We start from the raw sequence: 18629 nt of genomic DNA, 5'->3' as shown, positions 1-18629 counted from the left end.
AATGCTCAGTCATTTCCTATTCCAGAATAAAATGCCTTGTTTGTCGCAAATTAAAATAACTGATGGAAAAAGGGGGGAACATTGTGACGATACATGCGGAGCTCGGCAAAAACCTTGAAGTGCTGAAAAAACGGTTCGGCCAAAGCGATGACATGATGTTTTATTCGTTTACGTACGGAAACGGCAAATGTGACGCCTGTCTTATATATATAGACGGACTGACCGACAATCAATTGCTTGCGGAATATATTATTTCGCCCGTGCAGGCGGCCGCCCGGCATCAAGAGGAACCGGCTGAAACACCGCCGTCATCCATCTCTTTCGGCTATCGTCATACCCGGCTTTCTTCACTTAAGGACGCGGAGGCAGACATTTTCTCCGGCAAATCGGTTTTGCTGGCGGAGGGATGGGAGGAAGCCCTTTCGTTTGAGACGGAAACATTTAAAATGCGTGATATTGAAGAACCGTCTTCAGAAGTGCTTGAACGAGGACCGAGGATAGGTTTTGTCGAAAAGCTCCGAACAAACACGGCGCTGTTGCGCGAGCAGTCCGGTGATCCCAACCTCCAGATCAAAGAGATCACAATCGGCGAACGTACAAAAAAGCGGATCGCCGTTGCCTACATTCGGGATATTGCCCCTGATGATGTTGTAAAAGAAGTGATGAAAAGACTGGAGTCCATCACCATTGACGACATTCCGGAATCAGGAGCGATCGAACAGCTTATTGAAGATAACACGTATTCTATTTTCCCGACCGTCTTGACGACCGAACGGCCCGACCGGGTTATGGGCGCTCTTTTGGAAGGAAGGGTTTCCATTCTTGTAGACGGAACGCCTTTTACCCTTTTGGTGCCGGCTACCGTTGATGAATTTATCCACTCCCCTGACGATTATAATCAGCGGTGGGTTCCGGTTACCTTTCTCAGGCTGCTTCGGTATACATGTATTTTAATCACGATTTATTTACCCGGCCTTTACATATCGCTCGTTACGTTTCACACGGGGCTTTTGCCGACGAGAATGGCGGTTACGATTGCCGGGAGCAGATTGAATGTCCCGTTCCCTCCTTTTGTTGAAGCGTTCATCATGATTTTTACGATCGAGATGATCAGAGAAGCCGGACTCAGGCTGCCGAAGCCGATCGGACAGACGATCGGCCTGATCGGGGGCGTGGTGATCGGGCAGGCCGCCGTTCAGGCGAATATTGTCAGCGCGATGATGGTTATTGTCGTATCCGTTACGGCGTTGGCTTCTTTTACGGCGCCCTCCTATGCGTTCAATTTTCCGCTGAGGCTCATCCGTATTTTTTCAATGATTCTGTCGGCGATATTAGGTTTATACGGACTGATCATGTGCTATCTGCTTGTCATCGGCCATCTGATGCGTCTGAAAAGCTTCGGCCAGGACTATCTTATTCCGATCATGGCGCATCCTGGCCAAGACTTAAAAGATACGATCGTCAGACTGCCGACGCCTCTTTTGAAAAAACGGCCGACCAGAAAAGAGACGAAAGATAAAATCAAGCAAAGGTGATCCCCATGAAAAAACCGGAAGACAAGCTGTCGTTTATGCAGACACTTCTCATGGTAAGCGGAACAATGATCGGAGCGGGCGTGTTAACACTGCCGCGCTCCGCCGCAACAGCGGACAGTCCGAGCGGATGGATCATTATTCTTGTGCAGAGTGTCGTGTTTATCGGCATCGTCCTGCTCTTTATGCCGTTTTTGCAGAAAAACAGCGGGGAAACCATTTATGAGCTGAATCAAAGCATCATGGGCCGCGCTATCGGTTCTCTTCTGAATTTATTCATCAGCTGTTATTTTGTCGTCACCGTCTGTTTTCAAGCCCGTTTTCTCGGTGAAGTCATCAATTACTTTTTACTGAAAAATACGCCGATGGGTGCCGTCATATTCATCTTTCTGGCGGTCGGCATCTACCATGTGACCGGCGGGGTCTATCCCATTTCAAAGCTTTATGCCTATTTGTTCCCGGTTACGATCGTCATTCTGATTATGCTGCTTATATTCAGCCTGAGACTGTTTAATCTGGATTTCGTCCGCCCGGTCATGGAAGGAGGCTACAAAAGCTTTTTTGAGATGTTTCCGCGGACCCTTTTGTATTTTTCAGGACTTGAGGTGATTCTGTATCTGGTGCCGTTTATGAAAAATCCGAAGCAGGCGAAAAAGGCTGCTGTCTTCGGCATCGCAGGCGCAGGGTTATTTTACAGCATTACGCTGCTTGTCGTCATCGGCTGTATGTCGGTCGCTGAAGCCAAAACGGTGACGTATCCGACCATTTCCCTGATTCACGCCTTGGAAATCCGGGGCATTTTCATAGAGCGGTTTGATATCTTTCTTTTAATTACGTGGACATGCCAGCAGTTTACTTGTATGCTCGGTTCTTTTAAAGGAGCGCATCTCGGATTAAACACCATTTTCAAACTGAAAAATAAAAACAATGCCTGGCTGCTGGGAGGCTTATTGGCAGTGACATTCGGCCTTTCAATGTACCCCGATGATATCAACAGTGTGTTTGCATTCGCGAATATTCTCGGATATGCGTTTTTTGCCGTCATTATGATTCCTTTTCTCATCTGGTTTGTCAGCTGGATGAAAAAAATAGCCGGGAGGAAACAGACGTCATGACACTTTTCATAAAATGGGCGGCTGCGCTTTTCATACTGATGACGCTTTCAGGATGCTGGGACGCGAAGGAAGTCGAAAAGCTGTCTTTCGCCCGGGGGCTGGCGATAGACGAGACGAGTGACCGCCGATATAAATTAACCTATCAAAACCTGCTGCCCCAAAGCGAAAACAGCCAGGCTTCCGGCCGGCCCATGTTTGTCAATGTGACGACGCGGGGGGATACCATACTTGAAGCCGTCAGTGAAGTCTCTTTAAAAGATCCACCCGTTTACAGCGATCATTTAAAGGTGCTGATATTCAGCGACAAATTGCTGGCCGACCAAAATATACTGCAGATGATGAATCATTTTATCCGCGATGATGAATTACGGCGGAGCAGCTATCTCTTCGCGGCAAGAGGAAAAGCGTCCGATATTCTGACGGAGCCGACGCCGAATCAGCAGCAGCCCATGGCCGCGGAAAAGCTGATCGACCTTACGAACAACGGCGGCTACAACGGGAAGATTTTAAAACCGCTCCGAATCGGGAGAGCTTCGATTTACTGCCATAATAAACTCAGTTTTCTCATTCAGGCCGTCAGCAATCAAAAAGGAAAAACGGTGTATGACGGAGCGGCCATTATCAAAAACGCAAAACAAAACAGATTGGCGGGCTTTCTGTCATCATACGAAATACAGAGCCTGAATTGGCTGATGGGGACGATACGGGGCGGCGTGCTGCCCGCTTTGGATAAAGGGGGGCACCCGATTACCTTCGAGATCAAAAAATCAACATCTACCATCACTCCCAGGCTGAAAAATGGGAAGCTGTCATTTCATGTAGCGGTAAAAACAAAAGGACTTTTGTCAGAGGATCAATATGCCGGAGAAGATTCATTCGATCAGCACTATTTAAACGGGCTGGAAAAGATTTTCGAAAAAAAACTGAAAAGCGATGTGAAAGAAGTCATCGATAAGCTGCAGAATCAATATGAAACGGACCCTGTATTCTTTTCTGACAGAGTCCGCATTCAATATCCCGACTATTGGAAGAAAGTAAAGCATCATTGGGATGAGACCTTCTCCGAAGCGGCTTTTGACTATGATGTTTCCATTCAGATTACCAACTTCGGAACGATGGGACGGTAGCCTTCAGCCTGTTTTTTCGACACGGAGGAGAATTTGATAAATCCGGCTTTGTTCGGGCAGCTGTGTCACCGGAAATTGCATCGATTGCGCCATTCGTGTGATTTCCTGTAAAAACAGCTGCACCCGCTCATCCACGTGAACATACGTATAGGACTGCTTTTTCACAGCAAATGTCTCTTCCGGAAAGAGCGTGCACACCGTCTGCGGCGTAAAAAACCGCAAGTGGGTGCGGTCGAGAATGCCGGCGTCTCTGTATGTCCAGTCACCGAGCAGAAGCGGGAACAGCGCTTCGGCGTGGGAAATATTCGGAATGCTGCAAACGATTGATCCGGCAGGCGACAAATAGGATGAATACATTTCAATGACGCGCCACGGGTCTTTTAAGTGCTCAAGGATGTCCGCGAAAATGATGCAATCAAAAAAGCCTTCCGGATAAGGCAGCTTCACTTCTTCGACATCTTCCTGCAGCACCGCTTCATAGTGCCCTTTTGCCGCTTGCGCCGCCAGCGGGTGCAGTTCTATTCCGTACAGTTCGCAAGGCTGTCTGTTTTGAAGTTCCAGCCCCGTAGCCCCCGCCCCGCAGCCGACATCAAGTATCCGTTTCGCCTCCCGGGGAACGAGCTCCGCAATTTCCGGTCTCGGATGAGTAAAGTACGTAAAATCAGTGCCCCATTTTTCCGTAAACCGCTGGCGGTTCTCCGAATATAACTGATTGATATTGATATCCTGATTAGCCGTAAACGTCGCGTGCCCGTGGTGATGCACAAAAGCATCGAGGGCGATGTGCAGGCTGTAGCCTTTTTGCAGGGCGCGCAGACATAGGTCATCATCTTCAAAAGAACCGTATCCGAATTGCTCATCGAACGGGCCGATGTCTTCAATGACGCTTCTTTTCACCAGAAGACAGAAGCCGACAAGGCGCAGCACCCGCTTTGTATGATGCTTTTTCCGTGCGCAATACGCCTCCGCGAATGACTCCAGCTCATCAAGCGAATGATATGCGTCATGGATCATTTGCGCGCCGCTGACATAGTTGCTGACGGGCCCGACCATACCGGCTTTTTCAGAATGATACAGCACCCTCAGCATGGAGGTGAGCCAATTTTTCGTGACCATCGTATCGTTGTTCAGAAACAGCAGATTTTCTCCCCCTGCCGCTTCGATTCCCTGGTTGCACCCTTTGGCGAACCCGAGGTTTTTTTCATTTAGGATGACTTTGACGTCAGGCAGATTTGATATGTATTCTCTCGTTCCGTCTGAGGAACCGTTGTCAACTATAATCAGTTCAATCTTATCTTTGTCGGTGTATCGTTCAATGCTGGCCAGACATTTTTTCGTCAGCTCAAGTTCATTATATGTAAGGATAATAATACTCGTTTTCACCGGCATCCCCGCCTTTATCGTGACTTTATACAACGTATGACATATCCCCGTCATTTATGTGACCGGGCGCCCGCTCGGCATCCGTTTTGAGGGGCCGGTGAAATAACCGCCCCCCTAAAACTGAATATTACGAATGAACTGTCCGCCGATTTGATTCTGATCCCGAGCCTCCGTTACGGCTTTTCAGATCCTGCTCAATTTCTTCAAGGCTTTTCCCCTTCGTCTCGGTCACTTTAAACCGGACGAACAGGAATGCCAGTATCCCGATCGCGGCATAAATGAGAAATAAATAGCTGATGCCGACTGCTTCCATTAACATCGGATAGGTTAATGAGACAATCAATGTTCCGGCATGCAGCATCAAAGTGGAGACACCCGTCCCGATACCCCGGACATGCAGCGGGAATAATTCAGGAAGCATGACCCACACGGCAGGCCCCCAGCTGACCGCAAACACAATGATAAACAGGCCTAAACAAATCACCGTTGTCCATGATGCGGCTGCTGAATGTTCAAAGAAGAGATTGACCGCGGCCAATACGAGCAGACTGATGACCATGCCCGCATTACCGGCCAGCAGCAGCGGCTTCCGGCCGATTTTATCAATGACTTTAATAGCCGCAAGCGTCATGATGACATTGACGGCGCCGATTCCGACCGTTCCCAATATAGACGCGGAATTGCCGAACCCGACACTGGTAAATGTTTTCGGGGCGTAATAAATAATTGTATTTGTCCCGATGAATTGCTGCAAAAAGGCAAGTCCGAGGCCGGCAATCAGCGCGGGTCTCACCCACGGCTCAAACAATTCTTTCAAGCCGCCTTCGTTTTCCTTTTCCGCTTCTTTCATCTGATCAATCTCATCATCAATATTCTTCGTTCCCCGCAATGATGAAAGGATTTCTCTTGCTTTCTCTTCTTTGCCGATCGTAAACAGCCAGCGCGGGCTTTCCGGCATAAATAAGATTCCGATCAGCAGAATGACTGACGGCACAACCGCAAGTCCAAGCATCCAGCGCCAAGCGCCTGCATCGGCAAATATATAGTTCACGATATAAGAAACGAGGATTCCGACCGTAATCATCAGCTGATTCAGCGAAGAAAGCGCCCCCCGTTTATGCTTCGGAGCCAGCTCCGATAAATAGAGCGGAACGATCGTTGTAGATGTTCCGACAGCCAGTCCGAGAATGATCCGGAAAAGAACCATCACCTCTGTATTCGGGGCAAAAGCGACTCCTAAACCGCCTATACAAAACAGCAGCGCCGCTCCCATGATGGCCTTCCGCCTGCCGAACCGGTCGGTCAGTTTGCCGGCAAATCCCGATCCGAGAATCGCCCCCGCCAATAACGAACTGACGACGAGGCCTTCTGTAAAGGCGTTCAGTCCCAGTTCTTTTTTCATAAATAAAATAGCTCCGGAAATGACTCCGGTATCATATCCGTATAACGCGCCGCCGAGTGCGCCGAAAAAATAGAGCCATTTATTCGAGTGTATGCTTTTCATGTTATGTAGACTCCCTTCATCCAACGCTGTAACGCGCGGAATTGTTCTACTGCTTCTTTTACCTGTTTCCGTCCGTTTCAAACCTTCCGCACCGTTAATATCCATTATTTTACTAATTATTTTTTACAAAGCGACGAAACATTTCCCGCTTCCTGCCGTCCAATATAATGTGAACCTGATGCAAAAATAACAGTAGATGTTGTCGAAATAGAGAGAAAGATTTGGAATTTTCTCATTTGCAGATTTGCTCCAAGTCAACAATTATGGTACGCTTCACAAAGAATAGAAACGAGAGGTAATGATATGGAAGAACGATCTCAACGCAGAAAAAAGAAAAGACGCCTCAGAAAATGGGTGAAATTTGTACTGGTATTCGCCGCTTTCTTATTGGTGATCGCCGGTTCCGTCGGCACCTACGCATTTGTGAAATTGAATAATGCGACCAAAGAAGCGCACGTCAGCCTTGACCGCGGCGACCAGTCCGTAAAACGGATCAAAGAATTTGACCCGAAGAAGGATTCTTTCACCGTATTGCTTTTAGGAATAGACGCCCGTGACAATAAGGGCGAATCAGTAGATGACGCAAGAAGTGACGCCAACGTGCTCGTCACCTTCAACCGGAAAAAGAAAACAGCGACGATGCTCAGCATTCCGCGGGATTCCTATGTCAACATCCCGGGACACGGCTATGACAAATTCGCGCACGCACATGCTTACGGCGGTTATAATTTAACTTATAAAACAGTAGAAAACATGCTTGATATTCCGGTAGATTATGTGGTTGAGAGCAACTTCGACGCGTTCCGAGATGTCGTCAATGAATTGAACGGCGTTACGGTAAATGTGAAAAGCCAGAAAATTGCCGATCGTATTAAAGTCGATACAAAAGGAAAAGTCGTGCTGAAGCCGGGCGTCCAGACGCTTGACGGTGAGCAGGCGCTGGCTTATGTAAGAACACGCAAAGCGGACACCGATCTGATGCGCGGACAAAGACAGATGGAAGTGCTGAGCGCCATTATTAAAAAATCTAAATCGTTAAGCTCGATCCCATCTTATGACGATATCGTCGACAGCTTAGGGAAAAACTTAAAAATGAACTTATCTCTTAATGACGCCATCGGTCTGTTCCCGTTTATCACATCGCTGAAATCGGTGGATTCTTTGCAGCTGACAGGTTCAGACAGCTATATTTACACTCCTCAGTACGGCAAAAATATTTATTATTTCAAGCTGAATGAGGAAAACCTTCAAGAAGTGAAAACGAAATTAAAAAATGATTTAAACGCGTAAGATGTCACGGCGGGATTAGCAAATCCCGCCGTTTTTCTGTTGAAAAAAAGGACATGAAGGTATAGCCTTTTAACTGACGGCTTTCTGCTGATTTCGCACAAAGCTGAACATACTACATGAAGCAGCTTTATTTTAAAGGAGGGCATCCATACATATGAAATTGATAGCCATTGACTTAGACGGCACATTACTGAACTCGGACAGTGTGATTTCTCCGGAAAACAGAGCGGCTTTACAAAGAGCGGATGAAGCGGGCATTCTCGTGGCCATCTGCACGGGCAGAGCCACGTTTGATGTAAAAGCGCTCTTAAAGGATTTGGATATTCCGATCATTGCGGCAAACGGCGGGACAGTCCATGACAAAGGATACCGCCTCGTCAGCCGGCTCTTAATGGATCAGCAGGCCGGGAAGGATATCGCCGCTTATTTAACGGACAAAGACATTTACTTTGAGGTCTATACAGATGATCATCTGCTGTCCCCATTTGACGGCGAGTCCAAACTGCAGGCAGAACTGGACATTCTGAAAAGCGCCAATCCCAAGGAAGATATTCGGACATTATGGGAGGGCGCAAAGACGCAGTTCAAACAATTCGGCATTAAACCCGTGCAGGATATACAGGCGATTTTTAACGGAGACGAACATGTTTACAAGCTTCTTTGTTTCTCTTTTGATATGGAAAAACTGAGAAACGCCAAAGAAGAAATTACACATCATCCGAAATTATCCCAGACATCTTCCGGGAAACACATTATCGAAATCCTCCCTGCCGGTTCCGGAAAGGGACGTGCTCTGACGGAGCTTGCCTCACTGTACGGAATTGAAAAACAGGATATTTACGCCATCGGCGACAGCCCGAATGATTTCTCCATGTTTGAAGCGGCGGGAAACCGCATCGCCATGGGCAATGCGATTGATGAACTGAAGGAAAAAAGCACGTATATTACAAAAAGCAACGATGAAAACGGCGTCGCATATTTCATAAACCGGCTTCTCGACAACGATCAATAAAAGGCAAAAGCCAGGTCTTTCACGGCCTGGTTTTTCATGTTTCCGAAAAAAGAAATTCCGAAAAAAGAAATTCCCAAAAATGAAAATAAATTGTAAGATAAAGAAAAAAGGAGTTTCATGATGTCGAATGCAATCGCTATTATAGGATGTTTAGCTTTTCTCTGCGCAGTCGGATACGGAATATTCCATCTCATATGCAAAGCGGCAAAAAAAGAAAAACATTTTTCAAAAAAGCTGTTTTGGCCCCTTCTCATCGGCGGATTTATCCTGCTTCTGACCGGCGCCTCCCTCGCAGAACCGGACGCCTCGGCCGAGAAGGCAGAGGAGAAATACAGCACCCTTGATACCGCTTATCAAAAATTGACGAAGGAACACCAGGCGCTTGAGAAAAAATATGAAAGCATCAGTGCCGCGGCCGAAAAGGAGAAATCCGAAGCCGAAGCCGGCAATGAAGAAAAACTCAGCAAACTCAGCCAAGAGATAAGTGAGCTGAAAAAAACAAACAAATCACTCAAACAAGACAATGAGAAATTAAAAAATTCACAAAAGAAGCTCGAAAAGACCGCTGAAACGCTTCAGTCAGAAAATAAAACTTTAAAGCGGCAGAAAGCAGAAACAAAAACATCCGAAAACGCGGAAACGGCGCAAAACAATGCCCCTTCCTCCGGCGGACATGCCGAAACGAAAGCAGCCGGCACCTCACAGGGATGCGACATTAAAGGCAGCCGGAACGGCATTTATCACACGCCGGGAAGTACATACTACGACCGGACGACAGATCCCGCGGAAATGTTCTGTTCCGTAGAGGATGCGGTAGCGGCCGGATACAGAGCGCCGAAACGGTAAAAGAAAAAGACGTCAGAGACACTCTCTGACGTCTTTTTTTACGGAAGCCGGATGCTGCCCGCATATTTGTCCTTCCAATAAGCGCTTGTGTTCATATTTGTTATGGTAACGCCTGCGGACACGGTGACATGAATCACTTGTCCGTTCCCGATATAAATGGCCGGATTCAGGCTTTCCGCTTTAAAGAAGACCAGATCGCCGGGCTTCAGATCTTGTTTATCGACCGGAACGCCCGCCTGCATCTGCTTGTCCGCATAACGCGGCAGGCTGATTCCTTTCGCTTTTTGATAGATGTATTGAACAAATCCCGCCGTATCAAAGCCGGTTTCCGGTGAAACGCCGCCTTTCAGATAAGAAATTCCGATATGATCGGCCGCTGTGGACACAACGGGATTTTCTTTAGAAATGGCTAAATTGCTGAATCGGCGCACCCCCGTAAAATGTTTTTTCCAGTAATCTTCCGACAAGTAAGAAATGGTGACTTTTGCGGAGCGGCTTGCTTGGATGAACCTTCCCTCTCCCGCATAAATGCCCGCATGGGAAATTCCTTTTTTATACGTGTCGCTGAAATAAATCACGTCTCCGGGCTTTATATCGCTCAGTTTGATTTTCTCACCGACCAGCCACTGCTGTTCCGCAGATCTCGGCAGGTAAATGTGAAGCTTGTTTTCAAAAACATATTGGACCAGCCCCGAACAGTCGAATCCCTCCTCGGGCGTGCTTCCGCCGAATACATACGGAATGTCGAGATAACGGGCTGCCTCCTGAACGATCGGATCATCAGCCAGTTCCGGATCTTTTGTAATCCGCTTTGCGCCAAGATATAAATTCATCCAATAACTGCTTTTTTGAAAGCGTGTGACGGTTACGCCTTCTGACGGAGAACTGTGTATCATCTCTCCGTTTCCGATATAAAGACCGTCATGGACGGGCGCGTTTTGTGTGGAATCCGACTTTTTGAAAAACACAAGATCTCCCGGTAAAAGGTCATTTTCTTTGACGGCGGCTCCGACTTTCCATTGATCACTGACCGTTCTCGGCAGATGGATGTTCTGTCTGCTGAAAAGATAATGCATCAATCCGGACGGATCAAAACCGTCCTCAGGCTCTTCGCCTCCGTAAACATATTTATTTCCGACAAGTTTTTGCGCGTCTGAAACCATCAGGACAGAAACTTGAGAATCCGCTTCAGCAATTTCCGTTCTCGTTACTGCAGGTGCCACAAGACAAATCATAAGGCCGGCAAGGATGTACTTCCTCCAGCTTGTGAGCATGTTTTCTATTCACTCTCCTCATTTTTAGTAGTTTTTACATCGGTAACTTTTAACAAATGTTTAGGAGAGCACACAAAAAAAGAATGCCCGTTATGGGCATTCTTTACTGGATTCGGAACAAACAATATGCCGGCAAGCGGAATCATGCGCTTATTTTGCGCCCGCTGTGTCCTCTTGCTGAATCTTTTGCATTTCCGTATCAATTTTTTGTTTTTCCTGATCTGTGAGCTGATCATTGTATTTAAACGCTGACATAAACATAAATACCATAATGATCGCGGCAAACGGCCATCCCGCTTTAATGATTTTCATTTGTTTTTCACTCCGCTTTCTTTTTTAAGATATCGCTGTGATCCACATCAAACGTTAATTTTCCATCCTTGACGCTCCAATCGAAATTCGATTCTTTCGTCAGTTCACGTACGATCGTTTTATGATTGATGCTGCCTTTTTTAACCGGTGCAGGCGTTGCTTCATGAATATTCATCGGCGTGACTTCAAAGCGTCCCGTGCCGTTTTTCTGCAGATGATATTGAACAAGCGCCGTGTCTCTCGTTCTTGTCCACCCCTGGTCGAATACGAAGTTGCCCAGGCTGTAGAAAATAACGGTGCCGTGGTACATTTCGATCGGTTCTAGCACGTGCGGATGGTGTCCGACGATAATATCCGCTCCGGCATCTGACATTGCTCTTGCCAATTGGCGCTGTCTGTCATTCGGATCATTATCGTATTCCTGTCCCCAGTGTGTTTGAACAATGACAAGATCGGCTTTCTTTTTGGCTTTAGAAATCATCGGAATAAACAGCTCTGGATCGGCCGGAAGCACCCCCGGCGCATTTCGTTTAGCTGCAAAGCCTTTTCCGGAAACATCAGTGAAACCCAGTGTTGCGATTTTGATTCCGTTTACATCTTGATAAGAAATGTTCTGCTCGGCTTCCTTCAGCGTGAGGCCTGCGCCGACAAGTTCAAGATTTTGCTTTGAAAACTCTTCAACCGTATCCCGCATTCCTTGAGGGCCGTAATCCATCGCATGGTTGTTGGCTGCCGTGAGAACGGTGAAATTCATGTCCTTCAATACTTTTACGGCATCTTTGTTTGACTGAAGGTGGATATTTTTTTCTGCTTCTTTGTAGTTCTTTTTATATGTAACCGGGTTTTCAAAGTTCCCCGACACATAGTCGGATGCTTCGAAGAATGGCTTTGCGTAACGGAAGACACTCTCCGTGCCTTTATGCTTTGTCACTTTCTCGACATTCCGGCCCATCATAATATCTCCGACGAATGAGGCTGATACAAGGTCATCGGCATTTCTTTTCACACTCGGCGTTTCCGCCTTCCCTGTCAGAATGCAGACGAACATCAGACAAAAGACGATCGGCAGCGCGATAAAAACGTGAAGATTGGTCTTCTTTTTCTGCTGTTTGGTCAGCTTCAGCAGTTTTTCTTGAAAGCTTAATTGTTTTTTCATCGTTTGACACACCTTACATTAGATTAAGTAGTAAGCAAACATAATGGCAAAAGTTGCGCCGCTTAAGAACAGCGTGCTGGCAAATGTAATCGTTAATCCCTGTTTTTGAATGGTATTGGCGATCAGACCAGGTACGATGATACCGATTCCTCGGAATTCTGATATCTCAAACGGTACGATCGGGTAAAGGAAATCAAGGGCGATTTTTAAGCAGATTCCCGTTATCAGCATAGCTGCGAATTTTCTGCGTCCGTACAAAATCATAAATCTGGATAAACCGTATTTGACGATCACGTATGTAAGAAGACTCACCAGCAGTACGAGTAAAATAAAGACCGGCTGGTTAAAAACGAGCCCTAAATAACCCGGCACAACTAAACCGGCAGGTACGATACCTGTTTTTTCCGCGAAAATTAAACTGATTAACACGCCTAAAATAAGTGAGATGTATAAATCTGATCCGAACATTTATCCTTTTCCTCCTAGCTAACGAGCTGTTTCACCTTATACTCTTGAATTTTTTCAATTAATGGTTCCGCTGAACCGTGGATATTGCCGACGCCATATATGACACGGTTTTGCATTCTTGTTTTCAGCACGTCCATGATTTCGTCTGTTGATTTATATTCCAGATCGTGCAGTGTATCGGCAGGAATCTTGCCTTCTTCATAAGCTCTGACGATCGGTTCAGTCGTCTCGCCGATGAGTATGAGTTCCTTCGTTTTAATGTACGGAAGCACGTCGTTTGCGAACTGAATCGTTCTGTCCACACGGTCGGCGCGGCAGTTCATGATAACGATCGGTTCATCTGTCGGGTAGCCGATTTCCTTTACACGTTTCCATATATTTAAAGTAGAAGATGCATCATTTGCGGCAAAGCCGTTTACGAAATGACCGGGCTCCTTCGTGCTGAGCAGCGGCAGGATTCTCATGGCGCCAGGATCAGGCGGCGCATTCAGCATTCCTTTAAACGCCGTTTCTTCATCTATCCCAAGAGCCTGGGCAACGCCGAGCGCAAGGGAAGCGTTATCAGGAAAGACCATATATTCAAATTTACGAAGGTATTCATCTGTAATTTTAGAGTTATCCGCAATAATGACCTCGGTATTTCGCTCTGCGGCTTTTTCTTTAAAGAAGTCTGTGTATTCACTGTCTGTAATGACAAGGTGACCGTTATACGGGATCGTCGCGGTAAATGCTTCAGCGATTTCATCAAGCGTCGGCCCCATGACGTCCATATGGTCTTCAAGCACATTCACGATGACGCCGATGTTGGCTTGAAGGAGTTCTTCCTGAAAGATAATCTGATAATCCGGGTTTACCGCCATACATTCACTGACAATGGCATTGGCGCCCCGTTCTACGGTTTCCTTCATTACTTCTTTTTGCTCGCCGATATTCGGGCCCTGCGGTTTCCGTTTGATCGGTTTCTCCTCAGGTGTATCCCAATAAATCATCCTTGCATCTGTTCCCGTCGTTTTTCCGACTGTTTTGTAGCCCGCCTCCATCAGTATTCCGGTCGTCAGCCTCGTTACGGTTGACTTTCCGCGGATACCATTAATATTGACGCGTACTGGCAGAGCATCGATATTCTTCTGATGCCGCCTTTTTTCAATGATTCCGATGATTAGTACGGCAGCACAGGCTATAATGAGTAACCACATTGATTTTTGACATCTCCTTCTGTATTGATAAATTCATTCATCAGTATATAGCTTCACTATGAATTCTCAATCGGCATTATGTAACATAATGTTCCCGCTTTCACTGAGCCAAACTTCTCTATTAGTGACGCTATTCTTCCTATTATCGAATTGCTTTTTTTGGGAATAGGCAGGACTTCAACCTTACTTCAATTTTTCAAAAGAAAAATGAATGCGTTTACATTTGCACAAAGAAATTCATTTGGACCAATGGAACTATTCGCGTTCCGGAAGAAAAAGATGTAATGATAATCCATCTTTTCCAGCCCGTTTGTATCAGCGTTTTTCGCACTGCGCATACGTTTCGGGACTCTCTGTCCGCTGTGTGCAGACTGCCTGTTTTGTTAAGGATAAGGTCATAAAGTCATTCATTTTCCCCCGTATCCTGCTTTCAGTCCCATTCCAAAATAACTAGCGGAATGACTGGTACATGACAGAATAAGACGGGTCCGGAGTGTTTACAAGAAATACACATTTTATATGCGGAAAGCCTTTCTCCTTTTAAACCATTTACAGGACATTTATCCCTCTTTTGAAATAATTTTAATAAATCTTTATATTCGTTCAAGAAATATTCATCCATAAATGTGAAGTTCTTGGTAAAACATCGAGGAGCTCCTCTATTTTATAAAATGCATAAAAAAGGAATACCCGCTGAAAACTACAGATAACCGGGAAAGGAGGCGGTCTGATGTCTGCGGATAAACAAAACAAACGGATTCCCGGCGATTTTGAATCGGCTGTACGGGAAATGCAGGAGCTGATGTGTGTTTGCGGTGATTTTAAAATACGAAGGATCAAACTGCAGGACCGTCATACCGCTTTCTTTTATATTGAACAAATGATAGAAGAACAGAAGCTGAATGAGTTTCTGTTAAGCGACACCCTGCAGAACGGCCCGCTCGAGGAAACGATGAATGCCGTCAGCAGTGCGGAAACGGATGAAACCAGAAAACTCATTGACGGGATTTTGGCCGGGCAGGTTGTTTTTCTCAGCGATGCATCGAGGAAAGCGAAGCTGTTTTCCGTCGGGCAGAATCCGCTACGTTCCATTATGGAACCCGAATCTGAAAGTATCATCCGCGGCGCCCATGACGGGTTTGTGGAAAGTTTGGAAACGAACATTCATCAGCTGCGGTTTCACATACAGGACCGCCATCTCTCCGTTCATTATATGGATATCGGAGAAAGAGCCAAATCAAAAGTTGCGGTTATCTTTGTTGAGAATATCGCCAATCCGGAGATTGTGGAGGAAGTGAAGCGGCGCCTGTCATACCTGCGTATAGACAGCGTGCTTGCGCCCGGGATTATCGAGGAATCAATAGAAGATAATTCGTTTTCCATTTTTCCGCAGATCATTCATACGGAACGTCCGGATAAAGCAAAAGCATGCGTGATGGAAGGCTGTGTACTGATCATGATGGACGGGAGTCCGTCGGCTTTGATTGCGCCGATCACATTCTTTTCTTTTTTTCAATCTCCGGATGACTACAGCACGAGATGGATTTCCGCCAGTTTTTTAAGAGTGCTGAGATTTTTCGCCTTTATGATCGCGATTACGCTGCCCGCTTTTTATATCGCGCTGATTGCGTTTCATTTCGAAGTCATTCCCAACGATCTGATTATCACCATGAAAAATTCGATTGTTGATATTCCCTTCCCTCCGCTGATAGAAGCCATGATTATGGAGATTACAATTGAACTGATCCGCGAAGCCGGTATCAGGCTGCCGAAACCGATCAGTCAGACGATCGGCATTGTCGGCGGTCTCGTGATCGGTGACGCAGTCGTTCAGGCGGGACTCATTTCTAATATGATGATTATCGTCGTAGCCGTTACGGCCGTATCTTCTTTTGTGCTTCCTTCATATGAAATGAGCACGTCCATCCGAACGCTCAGGTTTCCGCTTATGTTTCTGGCATCGTCGTTCGGTTTTATCGGCATCGCACTCGGCTTCGGGCTTATTCTGATGAACCTGTGTAAGCTTGAATCACTCGGCGTTCCTTATTTATCATCTCTGACGCCGTTTCATTTCAGCGACTTGAAGGATGCATTTATCCGGCTGCCGGCTTGGTTTATTAAAAGAAGGCCGTTTTATTTGAGACCGCAAGACTCAAAGCAGATGAAACATGTTCGGGGGTGGAGAAAAGATGAAGCCTAAAAAAATAAGCCGGCTTCAAGGCGTGTTTTTCATTAATCAGACGCAGATCAGCATCGGCATTTTGGCGCTGCCCCATTTACTGATGATGAAATCGGGAAGCAGCGGATGGATTTCCATTCTGCTTACCGGATTGCTCGTCCAGCTTACATTCAGCCTGTATATGATATTATTTCACCGGTTTCCGAAGCTGAACCTGTACGAAATGCTGGAGGAGGTGTTCGGAACACTTGCCGGCAAAGGGGTGCAGGTGCTGTATATTTTATATTTCGCGTTTCTCTGCACGCTCATTCTTTCTGTATTTACACGGATATTGGATATCTGGGTGCTCCCGCAGACTCCGAATTGGGTGGTCAGCTTAATGCTGATCCTCGGTTCTGTCTATATCGCCCAAGCCCCGCTGAATGCGATCGCCAGGTTCAGCTTTATCTTAACACCGTTTTTGCTGCTGATCTCTCTGCCGATTTTATACACGCTGGGAAAAGCCGATATCACATACATTATGCCGATTTTTCACGGAACCGCAAAAGACATGCTTACCGGGGTGCAGCAAACACTTGTCAGCATTACCGGCTTTCAGGCGGCGCTCGTAATCGGGCCCCTTATCAACTGCACCGTCAGCCAGCGCTACAAAATACTGACGATTTCAAACATCTTGATTATCCTTTATTACCTGTATATCACCCTTGCTTGCTTTGTCACAATCAGCCCCGAAGAAATAAAAATGATCCCGGAGCCTGTGCTGTACCTGTTAAAAACCGTTTCATTCAGAATTATCGAACGGACGGATCTGCTCTTTTTGACGTTTTGGTTCGTGACCGTCTTTTCAACGCTGGCCAACGTGTTTTACTTGGCAAGCACCGGCATTGCCAAGCTGTTCAATCAAAAAGACCACAGCCGGTTTGTTTATCCGCTGGCCCTGCTCGTCTTCCTTCTGTCTATTTGGGCCACAAGCACAGATAAAACGATACAGCAGCTGGATCAGTTTTTCCGCATTTCCGATATTGTGTTTGTGTATTTGTTTCCGTTGTTTATGGTATTGATTGTCCTTGTACGCAAAAAGGGTGTCCGCCATGCGCATTAAAAAAGCGGTTCTTATCAGTCTCATGTGTGCAAGCCTGACACTTGCGGGCTGCTGGGATCAAAATTTGCTGAAAGATATTTCTCTCGTGCTGACCGCAAGCCTTGATGTTGATCATGACGGTAAAAATAAAATCGGCATCACCTATCGGAAGGTTCAGTCCTCCCAGGCGGAACAGGAAACGGGCGGCTCATTCATTACGACGGTGCTCAGCGCTTCCGGGCATACCATCCGTGAAGCGCGGTTTCAATTGGATAAGCTTGTCGATCAGCGCATTGACACGTCCAAGCAAAGAGTCTTATTAATCGGTGAGAAAATGGCGGAAAAACCGCTTTTTCCTTATCTCGATGTCTTTTACAGAGATCCGAAAAGCCCGCTTCTCGCTCATCCGGCGGTTGTCAAAGACGGTGAGGCGATTGAAGTGCTGAAGCTGATCGTCCGGCAGAAATTGATCGTCAGCAAGTATTTAACGAATTTATTAACAAGCGCTAATGCGGAATCAAATATCAGCATGGAAAATTTGCAATCCATCCGTTCAAGCATGCTGACGGCTGATAAGGATTTCGCCCTTCCTTATTTATCGATTAACGGACAGACGATAAAGATAGAGGGTTCTGCCCTGTTCAGCGGCCAGCGGAAAGTGACTGAGGTGCTCGGTCAGGATTCAACCCTCCTGACCCTTTTAAGCGGGCAATTTAATAAATCGGCTAATATTAATCTGAAGCTGTGGGACAAATACAAAATGGATATTGAAAATTATCTTTCTCTCGGCATCACGGATGCCACGCGAAAGATTGTATTTATAGATACAGATCCGCAGCATATAAAAGTGAAAATCCGTTTAAAACTGAATGCACGCGTCTTGGAATATCCAAAGGACAAGCTGAATTCTTATACGGCAATCGACCAAATGAACAAACAAGCATCAGCAAATTTGAACAGCCAGGCCAGATCGGTGATCAGCCATATTCAGGAGCACAACTCGGATATCCTCGGCATCGGCCGTAAATATCAAACCCATTATTATGAGCGGGGCAAGCGGCTCAATTGGCGTGAGGTCTATCCTTCCATCGAGATAATCCCTGATATCAAAGTGAATATCTCACAAATCGGCATCGTGAACTAAAAGAGACCCC

16 protein-coding genes are annotated in these 18629 nt (G+C 46.4%); 9 read left to right on the top strand and 7 right to left on the bottom strand.

Annotated features, from left to right (window positions below; translation table 11 throughout):
* Nucleotides 1-83 precede the first annotated feature (83 nt).
* The 3 genes from ACWHAR_RS12340 to ACWHAR_RS12330 are packed head-to-tail and all read left to right on the top strand — an operon-like array spanning nt 84 to nt 3774.
* On the top strand, nt 84-1535 hold the full coding sequence (locus ACWHAR_RS12340; protein WP_032876103.1) for a spore germination protein: 1452 nt from the start codon (nt 84-86) through the stop codon (nt 1533-1535).
* Between the two features lie 5 nt (nt 1536-1540).
* Nucleotides 1541-2647 carry a GerAB/ArcD/ProY family transporter gene (locus ACWHAR_RS12335; protein ID WP_032876101.1) on the top strand — a complete coding sequence of 369 codons (1107 nt, stop codon included), beginning with the start codon at nt 1541-1543 and terminating at the stop codon, nt 2645-2647.
* Entirely contained in the window at nt 2644-3774 is a 1131-nt protein-coding gene (locus ACWHAR_RS12330) for a Ger(x)C family spore germination protein (protein ID WP_032876098.1), read from the top strand. The genes ACWHAR_RS12335 and ACWHAR_RS12330 overlap by 4 nt, the downstream gene beginning before the upstream one ends.
* A 3-nt stretch (nt 3775-3777) precedes the next feature.
* Here the strand turns inward: ACWHAR_RS12330 and ACWHAR_RS12325 are convergent, their stop codons facing one another.
* Nucleotides 3778-5190, bottom strand: coding sequence for a glycosyltransferase (locus tag ACWHAR_RS12325; RefSeq protein WP_079891110.1), 1413 nt, complete (start codon nt 5188-5190; stop codon nt 3778-3780).
* Nucleotides 5191-5284: 94 nt separating this feature from the next.
* Entirely contained in the window at nt 5285-6661 is a 1377-nt protein-coding gene (locus ACWHAR_RS12320) for a sugar porter family MFS transporter (protein ID WP_032876096.1), read from the bottom strand.
* Between the two features lie 303 nt (nt 6662-6964).
* On the opposite strand from ACWHAR_RS12320, the gene ACWHAR_RS12315 reads away from it, so the two are divergent.
* The 3 genes from ACWHAR_RS12315 to ACWHAR_RS12305 all read left to right on the top strand — a co-directional run bounded on the left by ACWHAR_RS12315 (nt 6965) and on the right by ACWHAR_RS12305 (nt 9809).
* Nucleotides 6965-7951, top strand: coding sequence for an LCP family protein (locus ACWHAR_RS12315; protein WP_007407510.1), 987 nt, complete (start codon nt 6965-6967; stop codon nt 7949-7951).
* A gap of 154 nt (nt 7952-8105) precedes the next feature.
* The gene (locus ACWHAR_RS12310; RefSeq protein WP_032876094.1) at nt 8106-8963 is read left to right on the top strand and encodes a Cof-type HAD-IIB family hydrolase; all 858 of its coding nucleotides are present in this window, start codon (nt 8106-8108) and stop codon (nt 8961-8963) included.
* A 120-nt stretch (nt 8964-9083) separates the two neighbouring features.
* Complete coding sequence (locus ACWHAR_RS12305; RefSeq protein WP_032876089.1) at nt 9084-9809, top strand: sunset domain-containing protein; 726 nt, start codon at nt 9084-9086, stop codon at nt 9807-9809.
* Between the two features lie 38 nt (nt 9810-9847).
* Here ACWHAR_RS12305 and ACWHAR_RS12300 read toward each other — a convergent pair whose 3' ends face one another.
* From ACWHAR_RS12300 to pgsB, 5 genes are all read right to left on the bottom strand, one after another.
* Nucleotides 9848-11083, bottom strand: a complete 1236-nt coding sequence (locus tag ACWHAR_RS12300) for a C40 family peptidase (protein WP_032876086.1) — start codon at nt 11081-11083, stop codon at nt 9848-9850.
* 150 nt (nt 11084-11233) lie between these two features.
* Complete coding sequence (locus ACWHAR_RS12295) at nt 11234-11395, bottom strand: hypothetical protein (RefSeq protein ID WP_003151344.1); 162 nt, start codon at nt 11393-11395, stop codon at nt 11234-11236.
* 7 nt (nt 11396-11402) lie between these two features.
* Complete coding sequence (locus ACWHAR_RS12290) at nt 11403-12551, bottom strand: CapA family protein (RefSeq protein ID WP_007614174.1); 1149 nt, start codon at nt 12549-12551, stop codon at nt 11403-11405.
* A gap of 18 nt (nt 12552-12569) precedes the next feature.
* A complete protein-coding gene (gene pgsC, locus ACWHAR_RS12285) occupies nt 12570-13019 on the bottom strand; it encodes a poly-gamma-glutamate biosynthesis protein PgsC (RefSeq protein WP_003151340.1) in 450 nt (149 codons plus the stop codon).
* Between the two features lie 14 nt (nt 13020-13033).
* Nucleotides 13034-14215 (bottom strand): poly-gamma-glutamate synthase PgsB, encoded by a 1182-nt coding sequence (gene pgsB, locus ACWHAR_RS12280; RefSeq protein ID WP_003151337.1) that lies wholly within the window; start codon nt 14213-14215, stop codon nt 13034-13036.
* Nucleotides 14216-14945: 730 nt separating this feature from the next.
* Between pgsB and ACWHAR_RS12275 the strand changes: the two genes are divergently transcribed.
* From ACWHAR_RS12275 to ACWHAR_RS12265, 3 genes are read left to right on the top strand one after another with little or no spacing between them, the layout of a single operon-like run.
* Nucleotides 14946-16415: a spore germination protein gene (locus ACWHAR_RS12275; RefSeq protein WP_032876084.1), complete on the top strand. Its 1470-nt coding sequence runs from the start codon at nt 14946-14948 to the stop codon at nt 16413-16415.
* Complete coding sequence (locus ACWHAR_RS12270; protein ID WP_032876081.1) at nt 16405-17496, top strand: GerAB/ArcD/ProY family transporter; 1092 nt, start codon at nt 16405-16407, stop codon at nt 17494-17496. Before ACWHAR_RS12275 ends, ACWHAR_RS12270 begins: the two co-directional genes overlap by 11 nt.
* The gene (locus ACWHAR_RS12265) at nt 17486-18619 is read left to right on the top strand and encodes a Ger(x)C family spore germination protein (RefSeq protein ID WP_007614183.1); all 1134 of its coding nucleotides are present in this window, start codon (nt 17486-17488) and stop codon (nt 18617-18619) included. The genes ACWHAR_RS12270 and ACWHAR_RS12265 overlap by 11 nt, the downstream gene beginning before the upstream one ends.
* The last annotated feature ends 10 nt before the right edge of the window (nt 18620-18629 follow it).

Source organism: Bacillus sp. LR--39, assembly GCF_053613335.1.
Note: the sequence above shows the minus strand (reverse complement) of the source record. Positions and strands in the feature narration are given on the sequence as shown.

Excerpts from the sequence above, each read along its gene's own strand:
- ACWHAR_RS12335 (WP_032876101.1), top strand. The coding sequence starts at position 1,541 with ATGAAAAAACCGGAAGACAAGCTGTCGTTTATGCAGACACTTCTCATG.
- ACWHAR_RS12330 (WP_032876098.1), top strand. The coding sequence starts at position 2,644 with ATGACACTTTTCATAAAATGGGCGGCTGCGCTTTTCATACTGATGACG.
- ACWHAR_RS12320 (WP_032876096.1), bottom strand. The coding sequence starts at position 6,661 with ATGAAAAGCATACACTCGAATAAATGGCTCTATTTTTTCGGCGCACTC.
- ACWHAR_RS12315 (WP_007407510.1), top strand. The coding sequence starts at position 6,965 with ATGGAAGAACGATCTCAACGCAGAAAAAAGAAAAGACGCCTCAGAAAA.
- ACWHAR_RS12310 (WP_032876094.1), top strand. The coding sequence starts at position 8,106 with ATGAAATTGATAGCCATTGACTTAGACGGCACATTACTGAACTCGGAC.
- ACWHAR_RS12305 (WP_032876089.1), top strand. The coding sequence starts at position 9,084 with ATGTCGAATGCAATCGCTATTATAGGATGTTTAGCTTTTCTCTGCGCA.
- ACWHAR_RS12300 (WP_032876086.1), bottom strand. The coding sequence starts at position 11,083 with ATGCTCACAAGCTGGAGGAAGTACATCCTTGCCGGCCTTATGATTTGT.
- ACWHAR_RS12295 (WP_003151344.1), bottom strand. The coding sequence starts at position 11,395 with ATGAAAATCATTAAAGCGGGATGGCCGTTTGCCGCGATCATTATGGTA.
- ACWHAR_RS12290 (WP_007614174.1), bottom strand. The coding sequence starts at position 12,551 with ATGAAAAAACAATTAAGCTTTCAAGAAAAACTGCTGAAGCTGACCAAA.
- pgsC (WP_003151340.1), bottom strand. The coding sequence starts at position 13,019 with ATGTTCGGATCAGATTTATACATCTCACTTATTTTAGGCGTGTTAATC.
- pgsB (WP_003151337.1), bottom strand. The coding sequence starts at position 14,215 with ATGTGGTTACTCATTATAGCCTGTGCTGCCGTACTAATCATCGGAATC.
- ACWHAR_RS12275 (WP_032876084.1), top strand. The coding sequence starts at position 14,946 with ATGTCTGCGGATAAACAAAACAAACGGATTCCCGGCGATTTTGAATCG.
- ACWHAR_RS12270 (WP_032876081.1), top strand. The coding sequence starts at position 16,405 with ATGAAGCCTAAAAAAATAAGCCGGCTTCAAGGCGTGTTTTTCATTAAT.
- ACWHAR_RS12265 (WP_007614183.1), top strand. The coding sequence starts at position 17,486 with ATGCGCATTAAAAAAGCGGTTCTTATCAGTCTCATGTGTGCAAGCCTG.